The organism is Bradyrhizobium sp. 35, from assembly GCF_023073215.1.
Classification (GTDB): domain Bacteria; phylum Pseudomonadota; class Alphaproteobacteria; order Rhizobiales; family Xanthobacteraceae; genus Bradyrhizobium; species Bradyrhizobium canariense_D.
On the sequence record NZ_JADPJC010000080.1, the window covers coordinates 450,608 to 477,217 of the forward strand.

At 64.4% G+C, this 26,610-nt stretch carries 25 protein-coding genes; 12 read left to right on the top strand and 13 right to left on the bottom strand.

What is annotated here, in order from left to right:
* Nucleotides 1-19 precede the first annotated feature (19 nt).
* The 4 genes from IVB36_RS18325 (at nt 20) to IVB36_RS18340 (ending at nt 7,246) form a co-directional block, all read left to right on the top strand.
* Nucleotides 20-1,927: an acyl-CoA synthetase gene (locus IVB36_RS18325; RefSeq protein WP_247361890.1), complete on the top strand. Its 1,908-nt coding sequence runs from the start codon at nt 20-22 to the stop codon at nt 1,925-1,927.
* A 167-nt stretch (nt 1,928-2,094) separates the two neighbouring features.
* A complete protein-coding gene (locus IVB36_RS18330) occupies nt 2,095-3,948 on the top strand; it encodes a caspase family protein (protein ID WP_247361893.1) in 1,854 nt (617 codons plus the stop codon).
* A 39-nt stretch (nt 3,949-3,987) separates the two neighbouring features.
* Nucleotides 3,988-5,796 (top strand): caspase family protein, encoded by a 1,809-nt coding sequence (locus IVB36_RS18335; protein WP_247297292.1) that lies wholly within the window; start codon nt 3,988-3,990, stop codon nt 5,794-5,796.
* A gap of 124 nt (nt 5,797-5,920) precedes the next feature.
* On the top strand, nt 5,921-7,246 hold the full coding sequence (locus tag IVB36_RS18340; protein WP_085358876.1) for a hypothetical protein: 1,326 nt from the start codon (nt 5,921-5,923) through the stop codon (nt 7,244-7,246).
* A gap of 105 nt (nt 7,247-7,351) precedes the next feature.
* Here IVB36_RS18340 and IVB36_RS18345 read toward each other — a convergent pair whose 3' ends face one another.
* Both IVB36_RS18345 and purB read right to left on the bottom strand, forming a co-directional pair.
* Nucleotides 7,352-8,524: a M20 aminoacylase family protein gene (locus IVB36_RS18345; protein ID WP_085349348.1), complete on the bottom strand. Its 1,173-nt coding sequence runs from the start codon at nt 8,522-8,524 to the stop codon at nt 7,352-7,354.
* 108 nt (nt 8,525-8,632) lie between these two features.
* Nucleotides 8,633-9,940 (bottom strand): adenylosuccinate lyase, encoded by a 1,308-nt coding sequence (purB, locus tag IVB36_RS18350; protein WP_247337346.1) that lies wholly within the window; start codon nt 9,938-9,940, stop codon nt 8,633-8,635.
* 575 nt (nt 9,941-10,515) lie between these two features.
* Here purB and IVB36_RS18355 point away from each other — a divergent pair.
* Nucleotides 10,516-11,100: a TetR family transcriptional regulator gene (locus IVB36_RS18355; protein WP_018455555.1), complete on the top strand. Its 585-nt coding sequence runs from the start codon at nt 10,516-10,518 to the stop codon at nt 11,098-11,100.
* 57 nt (nt 11,101-11,157) lie between these two features.
* On the opposite strand, the gene IVB36_RS18360 is transcribed toward IVB36_RS18355, so the two are convergent.
* From IVB36_RS18360 to IVB36_RS18370, 3 genes are all read right to left on the bottom strand, one after another.
* The gene (locus tag IVB36_RS18360; RefSeq protein ID WP_018455556.1) at nt 11,158-11,460 is read right to left on the bottom strand and encodes a hypothetical protein; all 303 of its coding nucleotides are present in this window, start codon (nt 11,458-11,460) and stop codon (nt 11,158-11,160) included.
* Between the two features lie 143 nt (nt 11,461-11,603).
* Nucleotides 11,604-12,251 carry a response regulator transcription factor gene (locus IVB36_RS18365; RefSeq protein ID WP_085385056.1) on the bottom strand — a complete coding sequence of 216 codons (648 nt, stop codon included), beginning with the start codon at nt 12,249-12,251 and terminating at the stop codon, nt 11,604-11,606.
* Between the two features lie 7 nt (nt 12,252-12,258).
* Nucleotides 12,259-13,629, bottom strand: a complete 1,371-nt coding sequence (locus tag IVB36_RS18370) for a histidine kinase (protein WP_247392677.1) — start codon at nt 13,627-13,629, stop codon at nt 12,259-12,261.
* A gap of 179 nt (nt 13,630-13,808) precedes the next feature.
* Between IVB36_RS18370 and IVB36_RS18375 the strand changes: the two genes are divergently transcribed.
* The 5 genes from IVB36_RS18375 to IVB36_RS18395 all read left to right on the top strand — a co-directional run bounded on the left by IVB36_RS18375 (nt 13,809) and on the right by IVB36_RS18395 (nt 18,148).
* On the top strand, nt 13,809-14,579 hold the full coding sequence (locus IVB36_RS18375; RefSeq protein WP_085351049.1) for a MotA/TolQ/ExbB proton channel family protein: 771 nt from the start codon (nt 13,809-13,811) through the stop codon (nt 14,577-14,579).
* Nucleotides 14,576-15,262, top strand: a complete 687-nt coding sequence (locus IVB36_RS18380; protein ID WP_085351050.1) for a hypothetical protein — start codon at nt 14,576-14,578, stop codon at nt 15,260-15,262. The genes IVB36_RS18375 and IVB36_RS18380 overlap by 4 nt, the downstream gene beginning before the upstream one ends.
* Entirely contained in the window at nt 15,255-15,860 is a 606-nt protein-coding gene (locus tag IVB36_RS18385) for a hypothetical protein (protein WP_018455562.1), read from the top strand. Before IVB36_RS18380 ends, IVB36_RS18385 begins: the two co-directional genes overlap by 8 nt.
* 116 nt (nt 15,861-15,976) lie before the next feature.
* Nucleotides 15,977-16,717, top strand: a complete 741-nt coding sequence (locus tag IVB36_RS18390) for a metallophosphoesterase family protein (RefSeq protein WP_085351051.1) — start codon at nt 15,977-15,979, stop codon at nt 16,715-16,717.
* A gap of 6 nt (nt 16,718-16,723) precedes the next feature.
* Entirely contained in the window at nt 16,724-18,148 is a 1,425-nt protein-coding gene (locus IVB36_RS18395; protein WP_018455564.1) for a bifunctional serine/threonine-protein kinase/universal stress protein, read from the top strand.
* Between the two features lie 24 nt (nt 18,149-18,172).
* Here IVB36_RS18395 and IVB36_RS18400 read toward each other — a convergent pair whose 3' ends face one another.
* The 4 genes from IVB36_RS18400 to rpe all read right to left on the bottom strand — a co-directional run bounded on the left by IVB36_RS18400 (nt 18,173) and on the right by rpe (nt 19,558).
* Nucleotides 18,173-18,364 carry a hypothetical protein gene (locus IVB36_RS18400; protein ID WP_085351052.1) on the bottom strand — a complete coding sequence of 64 codons (192 nt, stop codon included), beginning with the start codon at nt 18,362-18,364 and terminating at the stop codon, nt 18,173-18,175.
* Between the two features lie 21 nt (nt 18,365-18,385).
* Entirely contained in the window at nt 18,386-18,562 is a 177-nt protein-coding gene (locus tag IVB36_RS18405) for a hypothetical protein (RefSeq protein ID WP_247392678.1), read from the bottom strand.
* A gap of 4 nt (nt 18,563-18,566) precedes the next feature.
* Nucleotides 18,567-18,707: a hypothetical protein gene (locus IVB36_RS18410; protein ID WP_162847284.1), complete on the bottom strand. Its 141-nt coding sequence runs from the start codon at nt 18,705-18,707 to the stop codon at nt 18,567-18,569.
* 149 nt (nt 18,708-18,856) lie between these two features.
* On the bottom strand, nt 18,857-19,558 hold the full coding sequence (rpe, locus tag IVB36_RS18415) for a ribulose-phosphate 3-epimerase (protein WP_018455567.1): 702 nt from the start codon (nt 19,556-19,558) through the stop codon (nt 18,857-18,859).
* 250 nt (nt 19,559-19,808) lie between these two features.
* Between rpe and IVB36_RS18420 the strand changes: the two genes are divergently transcribed.
* Entirely contained in the window at nt 19,809-20,603 is a 795-nt protein-coding gene (locus IVB36_RS18420; RefSeq protein WP_247392679.1) for an EF-hand domain-containing protein, read from the top strand.
* A gap of 12 nt (nt 20,604-20,615) precedes the next feature.
* Here IVB36_RS18420 and IVB36_RS18425 read toward each other — a convergent pair whose 3' ends face one another.
* Genes IVB36_RS18425 through IVB36_RS18435 form a run of 3 tightly spaced genes read right to left on the bottom strand, consistent with a single transcriptional unit; the run spans nt 20,616 to nt 24,742 of the window.
* A complete protein-coding gene (locus IVB36_RS18425; RefSeq protein ID WP_085361687.1) occupies nt 20,616-20,828 on the bottom strand; it encodes a KTSC domain-containing protein in 213 nt (70 codons plus the stop codon).
* Between the two features lie 49 nt (nt 20,829-20,877).
* On the bottom strand, nt 20,878-21,873 hold the full coding sequence (locus IVB36_RS18430) for a P1 family peptidase (RefSeq protein WP_085361688.1): 996 nt from the start codon (nt 21,871-21,873) through the stop codon (nt 20,878-20,880).
* 58 nt (nt 21,874-21,931) lie between these two features.
* On the bottom strand, nt 21,932-24,742 hold the full coding sequence (locus IVB36_RS18435; protein ID WP_085385070.1) for a PAS domain S-box protein: 2,811 nt from the start codon (nt 24,740-24,742) through the stop codon (nt 21,932-21,934).
* Between the two features lie 240 nt (nt 24,743-24,982).
* On the opposite strand from IVB36_RS18435, the gene IVB36_RS18440 reads away from it, so the two are divergent.
* Nucleotides 24,983-25,369, top strand: a complete 387-nt coding sequence (locus IVB36_RS18440) for a response regulator (RefSeq protein ID WP_018455572.1) — start codon at nt 24,983-24,985, stop codon at nt 25,367-25,369.
* Between the two features lie 81 nt (nt 25,370-25,450).
* On the opposite strand, the gene IVB36_RS18445 is transcribed toward IVB36_RS18440, so the two are convergent.
* The gene (locus IVB36_RS18445; RefSeq protein WP_018455573.1) at nt 25,451-26,569 is read right to left on the bottom strand and encodes a branched-chain amino acid ABC transporter substrate-binding protein; all 1,119 of its coding nucleotides are present in this window, start codon (nt 26,567-26,569) and stop codon (nt 25,451-25,453) included.
* Between the last annotated feature and the right edge of the window lie 41 nt (nt 26,570-26,610).

Sequence of the window (26,610 nt, forward strand, 5' to 3'; positions counted from 1 at the left end):
TGAGGGAGGACGGAATTCCATGGCGGGCATCCATGCGCTCGATCGGCTCATCGGCAGCGACTATCCCGACCTGGCGACGGACGCAGAGGTTCGAGCCTTCGAGCAGGTCCCTTACGCCGATCGCGTCGCGGCCGAGAGCACTTACGACGCCGTCAGGCTGGGTGCGGTCCGCAACCCCGACGGGCCGGCGATCCAGTTCCTGCAAAATGCCGATCCCGCCGACACGCCGGTCGTGGTCACGTACCGCGACTTCATCGCGCGCGTCACGCAAGCGGCCAACATGTTTCACGCACTCGGCGTGGAGAAGGGCGACGTCGTCAGCTTCATGCTGCCGCTGGTGCCGGACGCCTTTGTAACGCTGTTCGGCGCGGAGGCCGCCGGCATCGCCAATCCCGTCAATCCGCTCCTGGAGCCGCACCAGATCGCTGAGATCCTCGAGGCCGCGAATACGAAGATCCTGGTGGCGCTCGGGCCGATGCCGGGCACCGACATCTGGCAGAAAGTCGAGCAGATCAGGCCGCAACTCAAGCAGCTCAAGGCGATCGTGCAGGTGTTCGGTGCTGGCGATCCGGCGAGAGGAATCTTTGCCTTCAACGACCTCATCAAGCCGCAGCCTTCGGACCGCCTTATCAGCGGACGCAAGATTCTCGGCAGCAACATCGCCGCCTATTTCCACACCGGCGGCACCACCGGCACGCCAAAGCTGGTGCGGCACACGCATGCCAACCAAGTCTATCAGGCCTGGGCGCTCAATCTGCTGCTGAAGTCGAAGCCGGGCGCCAACATGCTGTTCGGCATGCCGCTGTTTCACGTCGGGGGCTCCTTGACGCAGGTGCTGACGACGCTGTCGGCTGGCGGTTCGCTGGTCGTGCTGTCGCCGAGCGGATGGCGCAACCCGAATGCGGTGAAGAACATCTGGCAACTGGTCGAGCGCTTCAAGCCGGAGGCGCTGTCGAGCGTGCCGACGGTACTCGCCGCGACGCTCGCGGTACCGCCTGGCAATGCAGACATCTCCAGCCTGAAATATGCAGCCGGTGGCGGCTCCGCGATCCCGGTCGCGGTGGGGTCTGCGATCCAGGACAAGCTCAAGCTGCCGGTCGTCGAGGTCTACGGCATGACCGAGACCTCGAGCGTGCACACGCTGGCCTATCGGTCGCGGCCGATCCGGCTCGGTTCGGTCGGCCTTCCCATGCCTTACGCGCGGGTCCGCATCGTCCAGCTCGATGCCGAGGGCAAGCTGATCCGCGACTGCGCGCCGGACGAGATTGGCGTCGTCATCATGGCTGGCCCAGGCGTGTTCGGCGGCTATCTCAACGACGAGCACAACAAGGGTGCCTTCGTCGACGAGGTCTGGGTCAATTCCGGCGATCTTGGCCGGCTCGATGCCGACGGCTATCTCTGGATCACCGGCCGCGCCAAGGATCTCGTGATCCGCGGGGGCCACAACATCGATCCGGCGCCGATCGAGGAGATCATGTTCCGGCATGCCGCCGTCGGCTTTGCCGCCGTGGTCGGCCAACCCGACGCCTATGCCGGCGAGCTGCCGGTCGGTTACGTGCAGCTGAAGCCGGGCGCGACCGTCGAGCCGGGCGAGTTGGAGACATGGGTGCGCGAGCGTACGCCGGAGCGCGCAGCTGTCCCGGTGCAGGTCATCCCGATCGATCCGATGCCGGTGACGGGCGTCGGCAAGGTGTTCAAGCCGCAGCTGCGCTGGGACGCAGCCCAGCGCGTGTTCACGAAGGTGCTGACACCGCTCACTGAGCGCGGCATCGACTGCAAGGTCAGGGTCGGTGCTCACGGCAGCCACGGTTCGATCGCGACTGTGACGCTGGCGGGCCTGCCGGCGGATCAGCGCGAGGCGGTTGCGAGCGAGGTGCACGCACTGCTTGCACCGTTCGTGATGCGCCATGAGGTGGTGCAAATGTAGCGGACCCAACAGACGGCTTCGACCGTCGGCCCGAAAGCGGGGCGACGCTTCGCCGCATTATCCATAACGCCGGTAGAGCCTCTTATGTGACAAATATCACATAGGAAGAGTTGGTAATTGAGCGATGGTCCGAATAGTCTCGTGGAATTGCATCCGGGGGGACGCAAGTGATTCCGTTTCGGATATTTGTTTTGTTGATTTTGGCCATTGGCCTCGCCTGCGGACCAGCCCATGCGGACCGGCGGGTGGCGCTTGTCATCGGCAATTCCGCCTACAAGAGCGCGCCCAAGCTCGGCAATCCCGTCAACGATGCCACTCTGGTCGGCGGCATGTTCAAGAAGGCGGGCTTTGATTCCGTCGATGTCAGGCTGGATCTCAGCGCCAGCGAGATGCGGCGCATGTTGCGCGAGTTCGCCGGCAGGACCCGCGATGCCGATATGGCGGTGATCTATTACGCCGGCCACGGCATCGAGCTGGAAGGCACCAACTATCTCATTCCGATCGACGCGACGCTGGAGACGGATGGCGACGTGCTCGACGAGACCATCCCGGTGGAGCGCGCGCTGTTCGCGGTAGAGCCGGCCAAACAGCTGCGCCTGATCATCCTGGATGCCTGCCGCGACAATCCGTTTTCCAAGACCATGAAGCGAACGCTGGCTTCGCGCGCGATCGGACGCGGACTCGCCAAGGTCGAGCCGACCAGCCCCAACACCATGATCGCCTTCGCGGCAAAGGCCGGTTCGACTGCGTCCGACGGCGATTCGAGGAACAGCCCGTTCGCCACCGCGCTGGTCGAGCACTTGCCCAAGCCGGGCCTAGATTTGCGCAAGGCGTTCGGATTCGTGCGCGACGACGTGCTGAGGAGCACCGGGAACAAGCAGGAGCCCTTCGTGTATGGCTCGCTGGGCGGCGATGACGTGCCGTTGGTTTCTGCCAAGCCGGCTGCAACCGGTCCGCAGGCAAATCCGCAGGATTCGATTCGCAGGGATTACGAGCTCGCGCTGCAGCTTGCCACGCGCGACGGTTGGGAAGCCTTCCTGGCGCAATATCCCGAAGGCTTCTATGCCAATCTGGCCAAGGGCCAGATGAACAAGATCGCTGCTGAAGAGACGCGCGCGTCGGCCGAGCAAAAAGCGAACGCGGCCGAGCAGCAGAAGGCAAGGCTCATTGCCGAACGCGCCCAGAAGGCCGAGCAGGACAAGGCGGCCGCGGCTGCCAAGGCCGCCGAAGAGGCCCGGGTCGCGGCGGAGAAGCAGAAGCAGATCGAGCAGGCAAGGGCGGACGCGGCCGAGCACCAGCGCAAACTGGCTGAGGCTGCCGCGGCAAAAGCACAAGCCGAGAAGCAGGCAGCGGAGAAGGCCAGGGCCGAGCTTGCCGCCAAGCAGGCCGCCGAGAAGGCGGAGCAGGCGGTAAAACCGGCGGCCGATCGGCAGATGCCTGAGGTCGAGCAGAAAGTTGCAGCCCTTGCGCCGGCGCCGGCATCCACATTGTCGGTGGCTGATCTGACGAAATCACTCCAGAGCGAACTGCGCCGCGTCGGCTGCCTGTCCGTCACTGCGGACGGCGACTGGAATTCAGCTTCGCAGCGCTCGCTGGCGCTGTTCAACAAATACGCCGGTACTCAGTTCGATGCCAAGCTCGCCAGCGCCGACGCGCTCGATGCCCTGAAAGCCAAGCCGGGACGCGTCTGCCCGCTCATTTGCAATTTCGGCTCCAAGGCCGACGGCGATCAATGCGTGAAGATTACCTGCCGCGCCGGCTATCGCGTCGGTGATGACAACGAGTGCGAAAAGACTCAGGAGAAGAAGCCGGTCGCCACGCGTGAGGATTCGCGGAGGCGGGATACGGACCGGAAGGCAAGCGAATCTTCGCCGTCCAGGCCTGAGGCGAGTGGACAGATTATTTGCAGCTCGACGGGATGTCGCCCGGTGCAAAAGGGATGTCGGCTTGTCAGCGGGACGATCCCCGGCAGGGTTAGTTCGAATACAGCCACAGGCGGCAACTTCGAGGTCTGCAATTAGGGTGTCACAGGCAATCGCCCGTAAAAGGCTCGGCGTTTCATGATCGTCTTGCGATCTCTTTCACTGTTGATTTTCGGTCTTTGGCTGGGGTGCGGATCGGCCCAGGCCGACAAGCGCGTTGCGCTCGTCATTGGCAATTCCGCTTACAAGAACGCACCGCGGCTTGCGAACCCGGTGAATGACGCCGGGCTCGTGGGCAGCATGTTCAGGAACGCGGGTTTCGATACGGTCGAGATCCGGCTGGACCTCAATGCCAGCGAAATGCGGCGATCGCTACGCGAGTTCGCGGCCAGGACGCGCGATGCCGACATGGCAGTCATCTACTATGCAGGCCATGGCATCGAGCTGGACGGCAGCAACTATCTCGTTCCGACCGATGCGATGCTGGAAACTGACGGTGACGTCCTCGACGAGACGGTCGCGCTGGATCGCGCGCTGTACGCGGTCGAACCGGCCAAACAACTCCGTCTCGTCATCCTCGATGCGTGCCGCGACAACCCATTCGCCAAGACGATGAAGCGCACCCTGGCCTCGCGCGCGATTGGTGGCGGACTTGCCAAGGTCGAGCCGACCAGTCCGAACACGATGATCGCCTTTGCGGCCAAGGCGGGATCGACGGCGTCGGATGGCGACTCCCGCAACAGCCCGTTCGCGGTCGCGCTGACCGATCATCTCCCGAAGCCCGGGCTCGACTTGCGCAAGGCATTCGGGTTTGTCCGTGACGACGTCTTGAAGAAGACCGGCAACAAGCAGGAGCCGTATGTCTATGGCTCCCTGGGCGGCAGCGACGTGCCGCTGGTGCCGCTGAGGCCAGTCGCCGCAGCAGGTCCGCAGGCGAACCCGCAGGACAGTGTGCGCAAGGACTACGAGCTGGCGCTTCAGGCCGGCCTGCGCGAAGCCTGGGAAGCATTCCTCCAGACCTATCCGGACGGCTTTTACGCCAACCTCGCTCGTGTGCAGTTGAAGAAGATTGCCGCCGAGGAGGATCGCACGGTGGCGACCGAGAAGGCGCGTCTGGCCGAACAGGAGAAGGCGAGGCTCGCGACCGAACGAGCCCAGAAGGCCGAGCAGGAGAAAGCCGCCGCAGCTGCCAAAGCCGCGGAAGAGGCGAGGATCGCGGCCGAGAAAGCCAAGCAGATCGAGCAGGCCAAGGCGGAGGCGGCCGAACGAGATCGCAAGGCGGCGGAAGCTGCCGCGGCCAAGTCGCTCGCGGAGAAGCGGGCGCTCGAGAAAGCGGCGACGGAGGCCGCAACGAAGCAGGCGGCGGACAAGCAGGCGGCTGATGCCGAAAGCAGGAAGGTCGCCGCGCTGTCGCCGCCGCCAAGCTCCCCGCCGCCCGGCGATCTCGCGAAATCCGTTCAGAGCGAGCTGCGCCGCGTCGGCTGTCTTTCGGCCGCCGCTGACGGCGATTGGAACGCCGCATCGCAACGCTCGCTGACGCTGTTCAACAAATATGCCGGCACCCAACTCGACGCGAAGCTTGCAAGCGTCGACGCGCTCGATGCGCTGAAGGCGAAACCAGGACGCGTCTGTCCGCTCGTATGCAATTTCGGCTTCAAGGCCGACGGCGATCAATGCGCGAAGATCACCTGCCGCGCCGGCTATCACGTCGGCGATGACAATGAATGCGAGAAGGTGCCGGAGAAGAAGCCGGTGGTCACGCGCGAGGATTCGAAGAGGCGCGACCAGGACCGCAAGGAGGCGGAGTCCGCGGCTCCGAAGTCGCAGTCCTCTGGGCAGATGATCTGCAACAACGCCGGCTGCAGACCGGTCGCAAAGGGCTGTCACCTCGGGCCGGTGCCCAATGCGAACGCCAGCGCCAAGATCACCGGCGAGGTCTGCAACTGAGGGCCAGGCAGCGGTGATGTCCGGCCGGACCAGACACGTCTGCGGTTGAGGTGAGGGCAGGCGACACGAGGCTTGCGTGCCCCGCCGCAAGCGAGCATCATTTCCAAAAAAATGGGGAAAACCGATGCTTGAGCTCTCGCGCCGCAGTCACCTTCAGCAATTGTCGGCCGTGCTCGGATCCGCCGCGCTGCCTGGGTGGTCGAGATGCGCTAGGGCTTCGGAGGCAGACATTCCCCCCGAGGGCATCGGCAAGGGCATCAAGCACATCTCCTACAGCGACATCGGCGGACGGCCCGACAGCGTGCAGGTGATGTTCAACCGGCAGCATGTCTATGTCGGACATATGTTCAGCGACGGCGTGACGGTCCTGGACGCATCCGATCCGCGTGCGCTGAAGCCGGTCAATTTCTTCACCGCGGGACAATACACTCGCACCCACCATTTACAGGTGGCGGAAGACCTGCTGCTGCTTGCAAACGGCGCCAACATCGTCGCGATGCAGTCCTACGACAATATGCGCGGCTATTTCGAGAACACGCTGGTCGACAGCATCACCAAGGCCAAGAAATTCCGCTGTGGGCTGTCGATCCACGACATATCGAAACCGAACGAGATGCGCGAAATCGCATTCCTCGAAATGCCCGGCTTCGGCATCAATCGGCTGTGGTGGCCGGGCGGCCGCTATGCCTATGTATCGGCGCATCTCGACGGGTTCACCGACCACATCCTTTGCGTGGTCGATCTCAAGACCATCACCAAGCCGGAGATCGTCGCGAAATGGTGGCTGCCGGGCATGAACCGTGCGGCCGGCGAGCCGGCAACGCCGAAGGGCAAGCGCTTTGCGCTCCATCACATGATCACGGCGGGTGATCGCGGCTATGCTGCCTGGCGCGATGGCGGCTTCACCATTCACGACATCAGCGATCCCGTGAATCCAAAGCTGCTGTCCCACATCAACTGGTCGCCGCCCTTCGCCGGCGGGACGCATACGCCGCTGCCGCTGCCCAAGCGACAGCTCGCAATCGTCGCCGACGAAGCGAACGCGGACAATTGCGCCAAGGGGCTGTTCCATACATTCGTTCTCGACGTGCGCGCGCCGGCAAATCCGGTGCCGATCGCGACCCTGCCCACCCCGCGCGACCGCGATTTCTGCACGAACGGCACCTTCGGTCCGCATAATCTGCACGAGAACCGCCCGGGCTCGTTCCAGAGCGAGGAGACGATCTTCGCAACCTACAACAATGCCGGCGTCAGGGTGTTCGACGTCAGGGACGCCTTCGCACCGAAGGAGATCGCGTATTGGGTGCCGCCGACACCGAAAAAGCTCATCGATCCGCGCCCGAACGTCGCGCTCGCGGCCAAAACCTGCGACGCCTATGTCCGGCCTGACGGGCTGATGTTCGTCTCCGACTGGAACGCCGGCATGCACGTGCTGCAATATCAGGGATGAGCGGTGTTGTAGGGTGGGCAAAGGCGCGAAGCGCCGTGCCCACCATTTGCAGCGGAGAAGTTTGTGGTGGGCACGCTTTCGCTTTGCCCACCCGGCGGACCTGCACTAACCCGCCGGCATCCGCGTCTCCACCAACCGCGCCCAGAACGATGCGCCGTGGCCCAAAATGTTGTCGTTGAAGACGTAGGCCGGGTGGTGGCACTCGTTGCCGTCGCCCATGCCGACCAGGATCATCGCGCCGGGGCGTGCTTCCAGCATGAAGGAAAAATCTTCGGCGCCCATCATGGGAATGAACTTGTCGTTGACGCGCTCGGCACCGACGATGTCGCGGGCGACGTCGGCGGCAAGGCCGGCCTCGCGCGCATGGTTCATCGTCACCGGATACATCCGCGTGTATTTGGTCTCCGCCGAGCCGCCATAGGCGCGCGCGATGCTCTCGGCGACTTCGCCGATGCGGCGCTCGACGAGATCGCGCACTTCAGGGTCGAGCGTGCGCACGGTGCCGCCGAGCTCGGCGACCTCGGGGATGATGTTGAAGGCCGTGCCGGAGTGGAATTGCGTGATCGAGATGACGGCTGATTTGAGCGGGTCGACGTTGCGAGACACGATCGACTGCAGCGCGTTGACGATCTGAGCGCCGATCAGCACGCTGTCGATCGACTTGTGCGGACCCGCGCCGGCATGGCCGCCCTTGCCGTGCACCGTGATCTGGATGTTGTCGGAGGAGGCGAGCATCGCGCCGGGTGTGGTCGCGAAATGGCCTTCGGGCAGGCCCGGCATGTTGTGCATGCCATAGACCTCCTGGATGTTCCAGCGCGTCATCAGCCCGTCCTCGACCATCGCCTTGCCGCCGCCGCCGCCTTCTTCCGCGGGCTGAAAGATCACCACGGCCGTGCCGTCGAAATTGCGCGTCTCGGCGAGGTATTTGGCGGCGCCGAGCAGCATCGCGGTGTGGCCGTCATGGCCGCAAGCGTGCATCTTGCCGGGGACCTTGGAGGCATAGGGTACGCCCGACGTCTCCATGATCGGCAGCGCATCCATGTCGGCGCGCAGGCCAATGGTCTTGCCCGAGGCGGACTTGCGGCCGCGGATCACGCCGACGACGCCGGTGCGGCCGATGCCCGTCACCACCTCGTCGCAGCCGAACTCGCGCAAGCGGTCGGCGACGATGCCGGCGGTGCGGTGGACGTCGTATTGCAGCTCCGGATTCTCGTGGAAGTCATGGCGCCAGGCGGCCATTTCGTCGGAGAGGGCGGCAACGCGGTTGACGATGGGCATGAGGGAGGTCCGCCTTGATTTGTAGCCCGGATGAGCGAAGCGAAATCCGGGATTTTTTGTGGGAAAAGTCCCGGGTGTCGCTGCGCTCACCCGGGCTACGAATGACGCTCAGCTTTCGCCGAACACGCGCTTGAAGATCGTGTCGACGTGCTTGAAGTGATAGCCGAGGTCGAACTGCTCGTCGATTTCGGCGTCGGTGAGATACTTCTTCACGTCAGCGTCCTTCTTCAGGAGCTGGAGGAAGTCGCCCTCGCCGCGCCAGACCGGCATGGCGTTGCGCTGCACGAGCTTGTAGGCGTCCTCGCGGCTTGCGCCCTTCTGCGTCAGCGCCAGCAGAACGCGCTGCGAATGCACGAGGCCGCCGAGGCGGTCGAGGTTCTTCTGCATGTTGGCGGGGTACACCAGCAGCTTGTCGATCAGGCCGGCGAGGCGGACCAGCGCGAAGTCCAGCGTCACGGTCGCGTCGGGGCCCATCATGCGTTCGGCAGAGGAGTGCGAGATATCGCGCTCGTGCCAGAGCACGACGTTCTCCAGCGCCGGGGTCACATAGGCGCGCACCATGCGCGACAGCCCGGTGAGGTTTTCCGAGAGCACCGGATTGCGCTTGTGCGGCATCGCGGACGAACCCTTCTGCCCTTCGGAGAAGAACTCCTCGGCTTCCAGCACTTCGGTGCGCTGCATGTGGCGGATCTCCACCGCGAAACGCTCGACCGAGGAAGCGATCACACCGAGCGTCGAGAAATACATCGCGTGGCGGTCGCGGGGGATGACCTGCGTCGAGATCGGCTCGGGGACGAGGCCCATGGCATTGGCAACATGCTGTTCGACGCGCGGGTCGATCTGGGCAAAAGTGCCGACCGCACCAGAGATGGCGCAGGTGGCGACTTCCTTCCGCGCCGCGATCAGGCGCTCCCTGGCGCGCGAGAATTCCGCATAGGCATAAGCGAGCTTGAGGCCGAAGGTCACGGGTTCGGCATGGATGCCGTGGCTGCGGCCGATGGTCGGCGTCATCTTGTGCTCGAGGGCGCGCTTCTTCAGCGCCGCCAGCACCTTGTCGAGGTCGGCGAGCAGCAGGTCAGCGGCGCGGGTGAGCTGGACGTTGAGGCAGGTGTCGAGCACGTCGGAGGAGGTCATGCCCTGATGCACGAAGCGCGCTTCGGGGCCGACGATCTCGGCGAGGTGGGTGAGGAAGGCGATGACGTCGTGCTTGGTCTCGCGCTCGATCTCGTCGATGCGGGCGACGTCGAAAGTGGCGTCCTTGGCCTTGCCCCAGACCGTTTTGGCGGCCTCCTTGGGAATCGTGCCGAGCTCGGCAAGGGCGTCCGCCGCATGCGCCTCGATCTCGAACCAGATCTTGAACCGGGTCTGCGGCTCCCAGATCGAGGCCATTTCCGGGCGGGTATAGCGGGGGATCATTGGACTGCTCCAGGAAGGTGGGCGGGCGACCCAGAAGGGGCGACCTGCCAAAATGCTTTTTACGCCGTGACTTAGCAGAGCGGGGAGAGCGAAACAAACGGCACCGGCAACGTAGCGGGGGATGATTGGGCTGGGTGGGGGGCATCGGCCGGCCGCGGCGCGCGATGAGCGGCACGTGCCCCGGGGCCGCAGATATTAACTGTCAATCACGGATCATTGACTGACAGATATTGAAATCTGTCAGCGAGACGTGTATATCCGTTCTCGGACGCTCCAATCGGGCGTCTGGCGGCATCCCGGGAGCCCGACGTCCCAAGCAGATGGGGGATTGAGGGTCGCAATTGAACAACAGGGACCGCCAATTGATTGGAGACTTACGACAATGACGACCGAAATCATCAATTTGACCGGGACGATTGGGCACTGGCTCAATTTACTGGTGGCGCGCCAGATCGCGGCGCAGGCTGCAAAACTGCCTCATTAAGGCGAGAGCTTTCCGAAACGACCGGCACGGGCGCTTCGGAAGCAGCTCTGTCACCGGGTAACTGAGCCCTCAACGGGAACATGGTGCTGGCATGAACGAAGCCGTTATCTTGACGCCGGAGCGGATCCTCGAAGTCACCGAGGACGTGCTGCGGCGTTACGGACTGGCCAAAGCCACCGTGGTCGACGTTGCCCGTGCGCTCGATGTGAGCCATGGCAGCGTCTATCGCCATTTCCCGAGCAAGGCTTCGCTGCGCGAAGCGGTTGCCAAACGCTGGCTTGACCGCATCGACGCGCCGCTGCTGGCGATCGCCAAGGAGCAGGGCCCGGCGCCTGACAGGCTCGACCGCTGGCTGCGCACGCTGTTCGCCGCCAAACGTTCGCGTGTGCTCGACGACCCCGAGATGTTCGACACTTATCTGACCCTGGCGCGCGAAGCCTGCGCGGCCGTCAAATGTCACAAGGACACCATGATCGACCAGATCGCGGCAATCCTGTCCGACGGCGTGACGCAGGGCGTGTTCGCCGTCGATGACGTCAAGACCACCGCGCGTGCGATCTTCGATGCCACAGTCCGCTTTCACCATCCGGCCCATGCCGACGAGTGGAAGGATGCCGATCTCTCGGCGCGTGTCGATGCGACGCTGGCGCTGGTATTGCGCGGGCTGAAGGCGTAGGCCGAATACTCCACGCGCTGTTCCAAAGCCGCTCGATCGCCCGCATGGGCGGCGCTTTTATCCGTCGACCTTGTGGGCGAGGGCACCATCGCGAAGCGAACGCGGATGGTGGGACTTTTTCCGCGCACGAAGAGCGGTACCCGCCAATGGCACGACCGGGGGGCTTTCCGGATACGCATTGACTTCAATTTCGACGAGGTCCTTCGCCCGCTTTCGAAGCCTGTAGAATGCAAGCTCCTGTTCGAGCATGGGGCAGTGGAATCGAATGGTTGCTGTGTCTGGCAAGCGGCAGAGTTCATCGATGAGCTCGCCGACAGTGATGAGCGCGGGATAGGTAGCTTCGCGGATAGCCTTACTCATGGCGGAACTCCTTCACTGCGGTACTAACTGGAGTTCGATGGCCTCCGTTCCAATCCGCATCGCAAGGCGGTCGAAATATACCTGGGAGACGCCCGCATGCGGAGGATGGCTCCGTGCGCCTGCCTTCAGGGAGGGGCAAACATCTAGATCTTCGTCAGTCCACAATTGGCTGCCAGCCGCACCAGCTGCGCGTCCGTACGCGCGCCGGTCTTGGTCTTGATCAGATAGTGATAGTTCTGCACCGTCTTGACGCTCAGATTGAGATGCGCAGCGATCTGTTCGGTCGTGGCACCGCCGGCGAACTGGCGCAGGATCTCGATCTCGCGTTCTCCCAATTGATCCAGCGCCGAGCCCGCCGACAGACTGTCCTCGGCCAAGATGTGCGCGATGTCGTCGCTCATGGCGCGCTCGCCGCGGGCAACGCTGCGGATCGCGGACACGACCGCGGACGGCTCGCTACTCTTGGTGACGAAGCCGCTGGCGCCGGCACTGAAGGCTGCCTTCACCAGAACGGCTTCGTTGTGCATGGTAAAGACGAGGATGCGCGCCCGCGGACTGCGCGCGCGGATGTTGCGGATGGCTTCCAGTCCGCTCGCGCCGGGCATCGAGATATCAAGCACGACGACATCAGGATCGCGCGCCTTGAAGGCGCTGTAGGCATCCGCAGCGTTGTCGGCTTCCGCCACGACATGCAGATCACCCTGGCTTTCCAGCACGCGCCGATAGCCTTGCCGCACGATCGGATGGTCGTCGACCAGCAGCACGGAAATGCCTGTTGCCATCTCGTTCATGCCGGCCTCATGCGGCGAGCGGGATGGTGGCGGCGACGCTGAGTCCGCCTCGGGCAGGCAGGATCGAGAATGAGCCGCCGGCCGCTGCGACGCGCTCGCGGATGCCGGTGAGGCCGAAGCCGGCCGACTGCTTGACGCGTGCCGCGTCGCCGCCGCCATCGTCGTCGACACGGATCAGCAATGCATCGTCGTCGCCCGCGCGCCGTTCCACGCTGAGCGAAATCTCGCGTGCCGCGCCGTGGCGCAACGCGTTGGTCAGGCATTCCTGCGCGACGCGATAGGCCGTGATAGCGGCCGGGCCGCTGATGTCGGTGAGGTCGCCCTTGAGATCGAGCTGGATCGTCGGCCGCGCCGAGCTCTGCGAGCGCCAGCTATCCACCAAATTCACGAGGCTCGCCTCCAGTCCGAGCTCGGCGGGCAGGGGATTGCGCAGGCGCTTCAGCGCGTCGCGCAGCGAGGCCATCAGATGATGCGTGGCCTGCGAGATCATCCGCGCGTCCTGCGCGACGTCGTTGTGCTTGTCTCCCTTCGTGCTCGCCGTTTCGATGGTGTTGGCGAAGGCGAGGATGGCCGAGAGATTTTGTCCGAACTCGTCGTGCAGCTCGCGGGCGAGCGCGCGGCGTTCGTCGTCGCGGATCTCGATCAGGCGCCGCGTCAGCGCCGCGCGCTGTTCGGTCGCCTCCTCCAGCCGGCCGCCGAGCTCGCCGACGGCGCTGCCGATCATCGCCAGCTCCATCGAGCGGAAGCGCGGCAGTTTCGTGCGATAATGGCCGCGGGCCATGCGCTGCAAGGCCGTGACGATCGTGCGCGCCGGCGCCAGCGCATGCGCGATCGCGAGCGAGGCCAGCAGCGCGATCGCCGCCGCCATCAAAAGCGCGACGTCGATCACGTTGAGGATGTACTCCCAGGCGAGCGAAATGGCGGCCGTTTCATCCGGCGTCGCGACCACCGTTCCGGCGGTCGCCGCGCGGGGACTGACGGGCCGTATCACTTCGGCATGGCTGCCGAGGAAGGTCGGCACGATCGACGCGAACCAGCGCGGCGGCGTCTTGCCCAGCCCCTCGCTCTGGCCGCAGAGCGGCTTTTCGAATGCGATGGCCGGTTGGAATTCGACGCAGACGCCGGGCGAGATCAGCTTCATCGTCTCCAGCGTGCGCCACTCCGGAACCGGCAGAAGCTGCTCGCGTGTTCTGCTGCTACGCAACAGGAATTCGTGCCAATACAGGGCCTGAAGCGCCTGGGCGACCCGCTGCGCCGAGGCCGCAGTTGCCCGGTCGACGCTGCGATAGGCGTCGAACGTGGCCCAGATCGTCGCCGCCCCAAGGCAGAGCGCGACGATGAGAAACAGACGGGCGACAAGCTGAAGCACAAGGCGCATGCGATCACCCCAAAGTTTGCTAAGGTCAGCCTAACAACGCCGCCGCGCCTTGCCAATTGCGAGGCACGGCAAGATGGCAGCTCGGGCAAATTTCCCAAGCCGGATTGGGCATGGCTCTTTGGACGGGGGGCGGCGGCTTTGATCTAATGGGCGGAATTCACGGCCAGGAGCGGTGCAGCATGAGTTCGATGACGATTGGGCCGATCGCGGGGCCTGCTGCCGACCCATCCGAGCGCAGTGCGCTCCTGTTCTGGATGATCTTCACCGGGCTTTCGATCTTCGCCGTCGTGCTGCTGTGGCGGTTCGGCCTGATCCGCTTGATGCTGACCTCAGATCGGACCTACATTTCCAGCGTGATCGCGCTGCTCTATGTCCTCACCTGCGGTCACTGCTTCCTGCGCACGCGGGCCATTGCCCGCGAGGGCGCGGCGGCAAGGCGCTGCCGCGCGGTGCTTGCGGCCCCCGAGGGCGGCAGGGCGCTCGACGTCGGCGCTGCCGCGCTGCCGCGCGGGCTGGTGCGGGACCACATTGAGAGCCTCGTGACCAAGGCCGCGGCGCAGGACTACCGCCCCGTCGACCAGACGCTATTGCTGCGAACGCTCGCCGACCGGCTGCGCGGCTCCAACGGCTTCGGGGCCTTCGTCTCGGATACGCTGATGAAGCTCGGCCTGCTCGGCACCATCGTCGGCTTCATCATCATGCTGGCGCCGATCGCGGGACTGGATGCCGCCGACAAGGTCGCGATGCGATCCTCGATGGGACTAATGAGCGACGGCATGGCGGTCGCGATGTACACGACGCTGGCGGGCCTCGTCGGTTCGATCCTGGTCCGCATCCAGTATTACATGCTGGATGCCGCGACCCAGAAGGTGTTCTCGGATGCGGTGGTGCTGACCGAGACCTATGTGACGCCGGTGCTGGAACGTAAGGGCGCTGGAATCGCGACATGATGGATGATTTCGGTCTCTATCCGCGCGAGGAGCCGTTCGATCCCTTGGGCGTGATGCTGTTCAAGGCGCTCCAGGTGATCGCTTTCCTGTTCTTCCTCGCGCTGCTCGCGGTCTCGCCGGACGCCAAGGACGGCAAGATCGACTCCAAGGCCGAGTTCATGATCACGCTGGACTGGCCCGACAGCCATCCCGACGATCTCGACCTGTTCGTGCAGGATCCCGTGGGCAATATCGCCTGGTATCGCCACCGCGAGGCCGGCTTCCTCACGCTCGACCGCGACGATCGCGGCGGAGCCAACGACTTCATCATGGTCAACGGCAAAAAGATTGCCTCGCCGATCCGCGAAGAGATCGTCACGGTGCGGGGCATCGTTCCCGGCGAATACACCGTCAATGTCTCACATTTCGTGGCTACGACCGGCGAGCCTGTGACGGCCAATGTGAAGGTGCAAAAACTCAATCCGACGGCGCAGGTGATCTTCGATAACAAGTTCACGGTCGATCACACCGGCGACGAGAAGACCGCGGTGCGGTTCCGACTCGACGCCGAAGGCAAGGTCGTCAATGTGGACCAGCGGCCGAAATCGCTGCTGGAGACCTTTCGCAGCGGCTGGCGCAACGGCGCCGATCTCGACCCGAGCACCGGCGTGAGCAAGAACGCTGTGAGGGTGCGCCGTGACTAGCCTGCCAACGGTCATCCTCACGCTATCGATAGCCTACGCCGTCATCGGTGCGCTGCTGCTGGTCGTTCTGGTCTATGCGCGGCTGCATTGGTCGTTCAAGGCGGTCGCGGTGGTCGTGACCAGTGCGTTCTATGTCGTCAGCTTCACCGAGATGCGCGGGCTGCTCGGCTGGGCCAGCGCCGATCGGCTGCCGGCCTCGTTCAAGCTGCTGAAGGCCCGCATCGTCGAGCCGCATTCGCTGGAGGGCGATCCCGGCTCGATCTATCTCTGGGTCGAGCAGCTCGACGAGGACAATCGGCCGAGTGGCATCCCGCGCGCCTTTCGTGTGCCCTACAATGACAGGCTGGCCGACAAGACCCATGCGGCGGAGAACGAGATCGCGCTGGGACATCCGCAAGGCGGCCGGGCCGCCGATTTCGGCGGCGGCGATGGCAGCCTCATCGACATGGTCCGGGAATATGTGACGCCCAAGACCATCATGGAGACGAGCGGAGGCGATTCCTCGACCGGCGAATTCCTGGCACCACCGGCCGGCGCGCAGGGCGCCGTGTTCACGCCGTTGCCGCCGCCCCGGATGCCGCCGAAGGACGAGCAATAGGCTCTTCACCATCGCGACAGGGCAGTGCTGGCAAACCGCGCGCCGCTGGCGCATGTTCTTGACCTCCCTCAATTTAGCCTTATCGGCTCCCAATAAGGTTCGAGGGTGGAGGGTGCGTGCTTCTCGCTGTCTTCTCGGATATCCACGGCAACCGGCAGGCGTTCGAGGCGTGCCTGAAAGTCGCGCGGGCGCGTGGCGCCGAGCGCTTCATCCTGCTTGGCGACTTCGTCGGCTATGGCGCCGATCCGGAATGGGTGGTGGATACCGCGATGGAGCTGGTTGTCCAAGGCGCCGTCGCCGTGCGCGGCAATCATGACCAGGCGGTGAATTCCTCGGCCGAGACCATGAATGCCGAGGCGCAAATCGCGATCGAATGGACCCGCGGCCGGCTCGACACCGCGCAGCGGCGGTTCCTGGCGGAATTGCCGATGCTGGTGGAGGACGGCGATCGCCTGTTCGTGCATTCGGAAGCCTCCAGCCCCCGAAGCTGGCACTATGTCCGATCGACCGCCGACGCAGCCAAGAGCCTGATCGCGACGCCGGCTCATGTCACGTTCTGCGGCCACATCCACCGCCCGGCGATCTATTCGATGTCGGTGACGGCGAAGATGTCGGGACTCGTGCCCAAGACTGACGTCTCCGTACCGCTGCTGCGCGGCCGGCAATGGCTTGCGGTGCTCGGCTCGGTCGGCCAGCCGCGCGATGGCGATCCATCCGCGGCTTTCGCGCTGTTCGACACGGTCTCGTGCCAGATCACCTATTGCCGCGCGCCCTACGACGTCGAGACGGCCGCGAACCGGATCCGCGAGAACGGCCTGCCGCATTGGCTCGCCGACCGACTGTCGCAGGGGCGTTAGAGGCCGATGCCGAAACCCCTCGTCAAATCGGGCGCAGAGATCGACGGCTACACGATTGGCGAATGCGTCCATGCCGGCGGAATGGCGACGCTGTGGACCGTCACCCGTCCCGGCCTCGACGTGCCGCTGCTGATGAAAATTCCGCGGGTGTCGGAGGGCGAGGACCCCGCGGCGATCGTCTCCTTCGAGATGGAGATGATGATCCTGCCGCGGCTTGCGGGTCCGCACGTGCCCTCCTGTTTCGGCACCGGCGATTTCGCCCACCAGGCCTATGTCGTGATCGAGCGCATCTCCGGGACCACGCTCTACAAGCGGTTGCCCGACCTGCCGCTGCCGTATGACGAGGCGCGGCAGCTCGTCGCCAGGATCGCAACGGGGCTTGCTGATTTGCACCGGCAGAACGTGATCCATCACGACATCAAGCCGAGCAGCATCATGTTCCGCGAGAGCGGCGAGGCGGTGTTGATCGACTATGGCCTGTCGCATCACAACCATCTGCCGGACCTGTTGCAGGAGGAATTCCGCCTGCCTTACGGCACCGCGCCCTATATGGCGCCAGAACGGTTGTCAGGGGTGCGCGACGATCCGCGCAGCGATCTGTTCTCGCTGGGCGTGCTGCTCTATTTCTTCACGACCGGCGAGCGGCCGTTCGGCGAGGGCGAGACACTGCGTGCGATGCGGCGCCGGCTTTGGCGCGATCCGCACCCGCCGCGCGGCTTGCGCGCTGATTATCCGCCCTGGCTCCAGGAGGTGGTGCTGCGGTGCCTCGAGATCGAACCGGTGCGGCGCTATCCGACGGCGTCGCAGCTCGCCTTCGATCTGACCCATCCGGACCAGATCAGGCTCACCACACGCTCGGAGCGGATGAAGCGCGACCCGTTAAGCGTCGCTTGGCGGCGCCGCTTCAACCAGGGCGTCATGCAGCCGCGCGCGAAATCGGATGTCGCAGCCCAGATCGCATCAAGCCCGATCCTCGCGGTCGCGCTCGACACGGTGGAAGGCGCCCCCGAGCTGAACGAAGCGTTGCGCGTCACCACCGAGCGTATTCTCGCCACGCTGCCGTCGGCGCGGCTCGCCTGTCTCAACGTGCTGAGGCTCAACCGCATCGCGATTGACAGGACGCTGGATGAGCAGGGCTCCAACAAGCATATCGACCGGTTGGTGGCGCTCAGACACTGGGCCACGCCGCTCAAGCTCGATGAGAGCCGGCTCTCGGCTCACGTGCTGGAAGCCGTCGATCCCGCGGCGGCCATCCTGGAGTTTTGCGAGGTCAACCACGTCGACCACGTCATCATCGGCGCGCGGCAGGGCTCGTTCAGGCGCACGCTGCTCGGCAGCGTCTCGGCCAAGGTGGCCTCGGAAGCGGCCTGCACCGTCACTGTGGTACGGCCGCCGCGAATGGCTGCGGATGCGGGCGAGGAGGCCGGATAGGGCCGCGCTCTGGATCCTGGAGGCTCAGGCCGCGTGAGCGGTGTGGACGGAGCGCTTGCGACGGATCGGCCAGGAGAATTGCGGGCCGGGCTCGCAGTGATCCGCGCTGCCGCCGAAGAACTGGATGATCTCGCGGCACGGCTCGCAGTTGAACAGGTTACGCGACGCGGATGCCTTGGTCATTTCCTTGAGGCAGTTCGGGCAATGCGGCTTCATGAGCTTGGTCCAGAAAAGAATTCAATGCCGGCGCGGTGACCGGAGCGGGTGATCCAGGTCCATCTCGGGCCCGGTGTCGTCGCGCATCTCGCCTTCGGTGCGTTCGAGCCGACCGAAGAAAAAATCGAGGTCAGGATGTGGGCGCCGCGGGATGCGGCACCGGCGCTTCGGCTGACGTTTCACGAGCGCGATATGCATGGGGTCAGGCCCGATACCAGTCGCGACGAGCGATGCGGGCCGAGCGTACCGAGACCTTCACCGGTCCGGCCGATGGACCAAACACAACAAACGCACAAAAACCAAGCCACAACGCCACGCCAGTCCAGACCAGGGTCGTCGTCATGATGTGCTCCCGCGAAAACAGGCAAGAATCACTTGCGGTGATTTGCGCGAATCAGGGAAGCCCGGAGGAGTACGGATCAAGTTGCAAATTTAGGCATCACGCGCCGCAACACCCGTAGAGGCCGCACGTCTGCGGAGTCGAGCGGGCCCTCAGATCGCCTCGCCGCGTGCACCCGCGGCGGCGTTGCGGATTGCGGCGATGTTGGTCTTATAGGCGTCCTGCGTGCCGCCCCTGAACACGGACGTGCCGGCGACGAAGGCGTTGGCCCCGGCCGCAGCCAGGGGACCTGCGACGTCGGGCCCGACGCCGCCATCGACCTCGATATCGATCGGCCGGCCCGCTGTCATGGCGCGGATGTCGCGGATCTTGCCGATCGCGGAGGGGATGAAGGCCTGGCCGCCGAAGCCGGGATTGACCGACATCACCAGCACGAGGTCGACCAGGTCCAGGACGTATTCGAGGGCACTGATCGGCGTGCCCGGATTGAGCGAAACGCCGGCCTTCTTGCCGAGTGCGCGGATCGCCTGAAGCGAGCGGTGCAGATGGGGACCGGCCTCGGCATGCACGGTGATGTGGTCGCAGCCGGCTTTCGCGAAGGCCTCGAGATAGGGGTCACAGGGCGAGATCATCAGATGCGCGTCGAAGATCTTCTTGGTGTGCGGGCGCATCGCCTTAATGACGTCGGGGCCATACGAGATGTTGGGAACGAAGTGCCCGTCCATGACGTCGAGATGGATCCAGTCGGCTCCAGCGGCGTCCACGGCGCGCACCTCCTCGCCGAGCCTGGAGAAATCCGAGGCCAGGATCGAGGGCGCGATTGCCAGGGGGCGGGGAGCGAAGGCTTGGGTCATGGCGGTTTCCCGTGGCGGCCGTGGAAGATGGACTCGCCTAACATGGGCCTCTCAGCCGGGCAATGCAGGGGCGGCGTGCTTCCTGTGGGCGGAAATTTCTGCCGCGACCGGCATGAATTGCCGGTGTTCCGGGCCGTGCAAAGTGCGGTGAAAGCGGATTTCATTGAGCTTTTTGCGCTGGCACGGCGCTTGCTGACTTCACCTGAACAGAACATTGGCCGCGGCATGCCGCATCGGTTGGAGTTGTGCAATGTTGTTTGCTCTTGGGGCCGTATCGAGCGCACTCGACGCGATCCAGTCGCTGACGAATTCGAAATCGTCCTCGTCGACGCAGAAGACGGGATCCTCGCAAAAGCCCGCGACCAATCCGTTCGCGATCGAGAGCGGCAGCAACAGCACGACCGGCGCGGCCTCGTCGGTCAATGCGGGCAAGACCCCGCAGATCTCGCCGGAGACGATGAACGCGCTGTTCGCTGCGCAGAGCCAATCCTCGGACAGCACCGGCAGCGCCGCCAGCTCGACCTCGTCGAGTTCGACGTCCTCCTCCTCGACGCGCCGCGACGCCGCCTTGAAGGATCTGTTCTCGCAGATCGATGGGGACGGCGACGGCAAGATCACCAAGTCGGAATTCGAGAATGCGCTCGGCGCCGGCGGCACCAATCTCGCGCAGGCCGACGACGTTTTCTCGAAACTGGATTCGAATACCGACGGCAGCGTCAGCCTCGATGAGATGTCGAAGGCGCTGAAGAGCGGCCATCGCGGCCACCATCACGCGCAAGGTGCGGGCGATGCCTCCGGCAGCGGTTCGGATTCCTCCTCGCGATCCAGCGGCGGCTCGACCTCGACCTCGACGACCGGCGCCGACGGTTCGACCACCACCACCGTCACCTATGCCGACGGCTTCAAGATGTCGACGACGGTCCCGGGCGCCCCCAGCTCCCGTAATTCGGCGTACGATCTGTTCGCGCAGTTGATGCAGCGGCAGGGCGGGCAGGTACAAGGCGCCTCAGCGGCTGTCGGTTCATCGATGTCGATGAGCGTGTAACCTTGCTCACGGCTAGCCTGCATATTCGTGCGTGATGTCACGATAGACATACCGATCACGGATTTCGCGGTTGAAGAACGTACCCTTTGAGCGCACATTCTTGAACGCGGCGGCGACCTCGGGCGGAACGTCCGCGTAGACATAGACGCGTCCGCTGACGAAAGTCACCGTCAGCTCGCGCCTATCGGGGGCGTAGCGGAAAAAGCGGATCACGGAAGACGGCATGGTTGTGCACCTTGTCGGCCAGGGTAACGCCGTGTCAGCCGTTTCGTTTCTATCCGAACCGGTCCTTCCACGCCGGCATTGCGCCGGCAAAGGACAGGGCCGTCGCATTGTAGACGCCGCGAGCGATGGCGCGTGCGACCACGTTGGCGGCGATCGTTCCGAGCTCGGTAAGGCCGACCAGCGGCTCGATCGGCTTCTCGCCCGTTGCGGCGGCGAACAGCACGTCGCCGTCGGTCGGGGCATGCACCGGATAGATCGCACGGGCGAACCCGGTATGCGCGATCATCGCAAGCCGCTTGGCCTGGGGTTTGGTCAGCGTGGCATCGGTGACAACGACGCCGATCGTGGTGTTCTCGCGCGCGTTCGCGGCGGGTCCGCCCTTGATGCGCATCGCCAGCATGTCCGGTGTGAACGTGGACGGCAGGCCGCGCCCGCCGAACTCGCCGTTCTCCTCGAAGGGCGCAGCCCAGAACCAAGGCCCTTCGCCAACGGTTGTGCTGCCGACCGCGTTGACGACCATGATCGCGGCGACCTTGATACCATTGGCCAGGACCGCGGAGGCCGACCCCAGTCCACCCTTGAAGGTCGCGGTGGTGGCACCGAGGCCGGCGCCGACGCTGCCCAGTGCGAAATCGTCGCTGGCGGCCAACGCTGCGGCGTAGCCGAGGTCGCGATAGGGCGCGAAGCGTCCCCAGGCCTTGTCGCCGCCGTTGAGCAAGTCGAAAACGATTGCGCCAGGCACGATCGGAATCACCGCCTCGCGAATCCGCAAGCCGCGGCCTTGTTCGGCGAGCCAGGCCTGGATGCCGCCGCCGGCGTCGATTCCAAAGGCGGAGCCGCCGGACAGCGCGATGGCGTCAACGCGATCGACGGTGCTGGCGAGGTCGAGCAACGCGTCTTCGCGCGTGCCGGGTCCGCCGCCGCGAACATCGATGGCCGCAACCGCGGGGGCGTCGAAGATGATCGCGGTCGTGCCAGTGGCGATTTTCGCATCCTCGGCATGGCCGACGCGGACGCCGGCGATATCGGTGAGAAGGTTTTTCAAGGCGGCTCCGCAGGCTGAAAGGCGCTCGCTTCAGCGATATCGCAGGGATGCCGCAGGCTCAACCCGCGAGCGCGGTCCTCAGCATCTTGGCGAGCTCGGACTTACGGTAGGGCTTTGCCAGCAGCAGCACGCCGGAATCGAGCCGCCCGTGATGGACGATGGCGTTCTCGGTGTAGCCCGAGGTGAACAGCGTCTTCAGGTCGGGGCGGCGGCGAGCCGCCTCGTCGGCGAGCTGGCGGCCGTTCATGTTGCCGGGCATGATGACGTCCGTGAATAGCAGGTCGATGTCCTTGTCGGCGTCGATGATGACGAGGGCCTCGGCCGCGTTGGCGGCTTCGAGGGCGGTATAGCCGAGGCTCTTGATCTGGGTCACGACATATTGGCGCACCAGCGCGTCGTCCTCGACGATCAGGATCTTTTCGTGGCCGCCGGTGACCGGCGCGTTCTGCAGCGCCTCGAATTCGGTCTCCTGCACGCCGCTCGAGCGCGGCAGGTAAATCTTCACGCTCGTGCCGTGGCCTTCCTCGCTGTAGATCTTGATGTGTCCGCCGGACTGCTTGACGAAGCCGAACACCATGCTGAGCCCGAGGCCGGTGCCCTTGCCGACCTCCTTCGTGGTGAAGAAGGGATCGAACACCCGGTCCATCAACTCCGGCGGGATTCCGGAGCCGGTGTCGCTGACGGCGATCATGACGTAATTGCCGGCCACCACGTCGGGATTCATGCTGGCATAGCCGTCGTCGAGGAAGATGTTGCGCGTCTCCAGCACCAGCGTTCCGCCGTCGGGCATCGCATCGCGCGCGTTCAGCGCGAGGTTGAGGATCGCGGTGGAAAGCTGACCCGGGTCGATCAGTGCCGGCCACGCATCCTCGGTGAGTTGCGGCATGATGGTGATCTGCTCGCCGAGCGTGGGATGCAGGAGCTTTGCGGCCTCGAGCGTCAATGCGTTGACGTCGATTTCGCGCGGTTGGAGCGGCTGCTTGCGGGCGAACGCGAGCAGATGCTTGGTCAGTTGCGCGCCGCGCTCGGCGGCGTCGTCGATCAGCTTGGTGATGGCGGCGAGCTCGGGACGGTCAGCGACCGCGTCCGCCAAAATTCCGATCGTGCCGGTGATGACGGTCAGCACATTGTTGAAGTCGTGCGCGACACCGCCGGTCAATTGACCAATCGAATCCATCTTCTGGACGTGCCTGAACTGCGCCTCGGCCGCCTGCTTCTCGGTGAGGTCGCGGCCGATGAAGAAATGGCGCTTGACCGGCTCGGACCAGGTGCCCATCCAGTTCAGCGTGACCTCGTGACCGTCGTAGTGGTAGTAGCGCGCCTCGAAGCTGCGCTTGACCGCGCCACGCCGCGCCGCGCGCATCTCGTCGCGCGTCTTCTGGAGGTCATCGGGATGAATGAACTCGGTGGCGCTGTGCCCGATCATGTCTTCCGGATTCAAGCCGAGAATGGTCTTCACGCTCGGGCTGACCTGGATGAAATTGCCAAAACCGTCGGTGACCAGGATCAGGTCCTGTGAGGTCTCGAAGATCCGCTGCCGCTCCTCGACCTCGCGGCGCAGTTTTTCTCGTGCCTGCTTCTCTTCCGTGATGTCGTGGGCGATCTTGGAAGCGCCGATGATCTGTCCGTTGGCTGATTTCAGCGGAGAAACATTGAGGACGACGTCGACCCGCCGGCCGTCTTTTCGGATCCGGACCGTCTCGTGCTGTGCGATCGTTTCGTTGCCGCCGACCCGGTTCAGGATACCCCTGACCTCGGCCTTGCGGTCCTCCGGGACGATGATGTCGATCGGCTGCCCGATGGCCTCCGCGGCGGCATAGCCGAACAGATGTTCGGCGGCCTTGTTCCAGCCCGTGATGACACCGTCGAGCGTCTTCGTGATGATGGCATCATTGGCGGATTCGACGACGGCGCCGTACAGGGCAAGGCGCTTGCCATAATAGTCGCGATCCAATGCCGACTGCTGGCGCAGCCTGCCGACGAGACCCAGCGTATGCGCCTGGAGGCGGACATTTTCGATCAGGAGCACCGCGAGCACGAAGGTCGCCGCGCAGAGGCCGTAGACACGACCGGCGTAGAAGCCGAGATCGAAGCGTGCCACGTTGACGATCGCCGACAGCGCGATGTCGAACAGCCATGCGCACATCACCACCATGAGCCAGACATCGATGACCGAATGCGGACGGCGGAACCACAGCGAGACCAGCGCGGCGAAGCTCAAGGACCAGACAAAGGACACCACGCCGATCATGATCTGCGTGTAGCCGCCATCGCGCAGCAGGACCGGAAGCAGGTCGTGCTGCGCAGTGACGATCCAGGTCAAGACGATCATGATCGTGACGACGCCGACCACGCTGGCGTAGATCGCCTTGCTTGCCGAGCCCGTGATCCGGGCGCCGCCGTCGGCCTCCTTCAGCCAGGCGTAGGCCAGCACGCAGAGCGGAAAGCCGCCGTGCCAGATCATGTAGAGCCAGACCGTGGTCTGCTGGTTGGCCCCCAGCAGCCCGGTCGGCGAAAAAAGTCCGGGGAAGGTGAGGGCATGGACCACGGCCGCGGCGGCTGTGAACAGATAGCCCGTCGCGAGCACGAGCAGCGCGCTGGTCCTGAGCACCGCAAACTGCGACAACAGCAGGACGGCGGTGACAATGTCCGCGACCACAAGGGCGGATTGATAGCTGGCGACGAAGGCTGGCACGGGCAGTAGCGAGATACCCGCGAAGGGCACGGCCACTGCGAACAGGATCGACGAGACGCCCACGATCGCCAATGCTGCGGTGCGGTCCTTCGGGGTAGCCGGCAACGTCGAAAGGAATGTGCTTCGATCGGTCGTCGCAGACACGTGCAGCTCGCGCAGATCGGTTTTGAGCATCTTCGCCAATCTCATTTGGCCCAATCAATTTCTGCCCATGGTAGCGGGTTCTGGGCACGCATCATGACAAAACCCACTGCGACTCAACCGAAGGTTACAGTTTACTTAATTTTGGGGGGAACGCGCACCGGGGATCGGGTAAGATGCGCTTTACTGGATGGTGCAATAATGCTCTCCCGCAGCTGCGGGTTCCAGGTTTGAACCAGGCATTTTGATTTCAGGATCCGGGAGTTGTTCCCTATGCCCCGCGTTCTCATCATCGACGACCAGAAGGACGTCCGTGCGATGGTCGCGATCGTGCTGCGCGTCAACCGTTATGAGGTCGTTGAGGCCGACAGCGGCGCAGCCGGGGTGAAAGCCTTCACCGAGGTCGGCTTCGACGCGGCAATCGTGGACATTTTCCTCGGCGATACCAGTGGCGTCGAGGTCATCACGACCCTGCGCGAGCTTGCACCGAGCCTCCCGGTCGTTGCCGTGTCGGGGATGACGGCGCTGGACTTCATGGAACAATCGCCCCACCTCGCCAGCGTGGTCTGCCTGCAAAAGCCGTTTCGGCCGAACGATCTTCTTCAAGCGCTGAGGAAGGCCCAAGCCGCGGTGGACGGCGCGATACAAGCAGCAGTCTGATCCTAACGCAGGAAGAAACGCCCCGGGCGAGCCGGGGCGCGATGATGATTGGAGGAGGCCTTCAGGCCCCGGCAAGCGTGCTTAGGTGCCGTTGCCGCTGATCGCGGCGTAGCCGCCCTTGGCGTCCCATTTGTAGACGACGTAGTCGAGCTGCTTGATATCGCCCTTGGAGTCATACTCGATCGGCCCGATCACGGTATCCCACTTGCCGGCCTTGATGGCTGCCATGACCTTCTTGGCGTCGGTGGTGCCGGCCTTCTTGGCCGCCTCCGACCAGACCTGCATCGCTGCGTAGGTGTAGAGCGTGTAGCCCTCGGGGTCGATGTTCTTGGCCTTGAAGGCTTCGACGATCTTCTTCGCGGTCGGCTTGTTGCGCGGATCGGGGCCGAAGGTGAACAGCGTGCCTTCGCCGGCCGGGCCGGTGATGGAGGCGTATTCCTTGTCGGCGAGTGCGTCGCCGGCCATCAGCACGGTCTTCAGGCCCTGGTCGCGCATCTGGCGCAGGAGAAGGCCGCTCTCTTGATGGTAGCCCCCGACATAGACGAGATCGATGTTGTCGCGCTTCAGCCGCGAGACGATCGCGTTGAAGTCCTTGTCGCCCTTGTTGTAGGACTCGTACATCTTCTCGGTGACGCCGGCCTTGTTGAGCGCCTTCTTGGTCTCGTCCGCAAGACCCTTGCCGTAGGTGGTCTTGTCGTTGAGGATGGCGATGTTCTTGCCCTTGTAGTTCTTGGCGATGAACTGGGCGGCGACCAGGCCCTGCTGGTCGTCGCGGCCGCAGACGCGCGCCACGTTCCACAGTCCGCTATCGGTGAACTTCGGATTGGTGGAGGCGGGAGTAATCTGGAGCACGTTGCCGTCGGCATAGGCTTCCGACGCGGGGATCGACGAGGACGAGCAATAATGCCCGGCCACGAACGGAATTTTCGCGCCGGCGATCTTCTCGGCGATCGAGCGCGCCTGTTTCGGATCGCAGGCGTCGTCCTCGACGGACAACGCGAGCTTCTTGCCGTTGACGCCGCCGGCGGCGTTGATATCGGCTACGGCCATCTCGGCGCCGTTCTTCATCTGGCGGCCGAAGGCGGACTCGCCGCCGGTCATCGGACCTGCGACTGCGACGGTGACATCCTGCGCGAATGCCGCGCTCGACAGCGCGATCGATGCGCCGAATGCCAGACCGATGAGCTTCAGTGATTTCATGAGATACCTCGAGGGTGGTCGCCTGTGGAAGTTACCGGGCA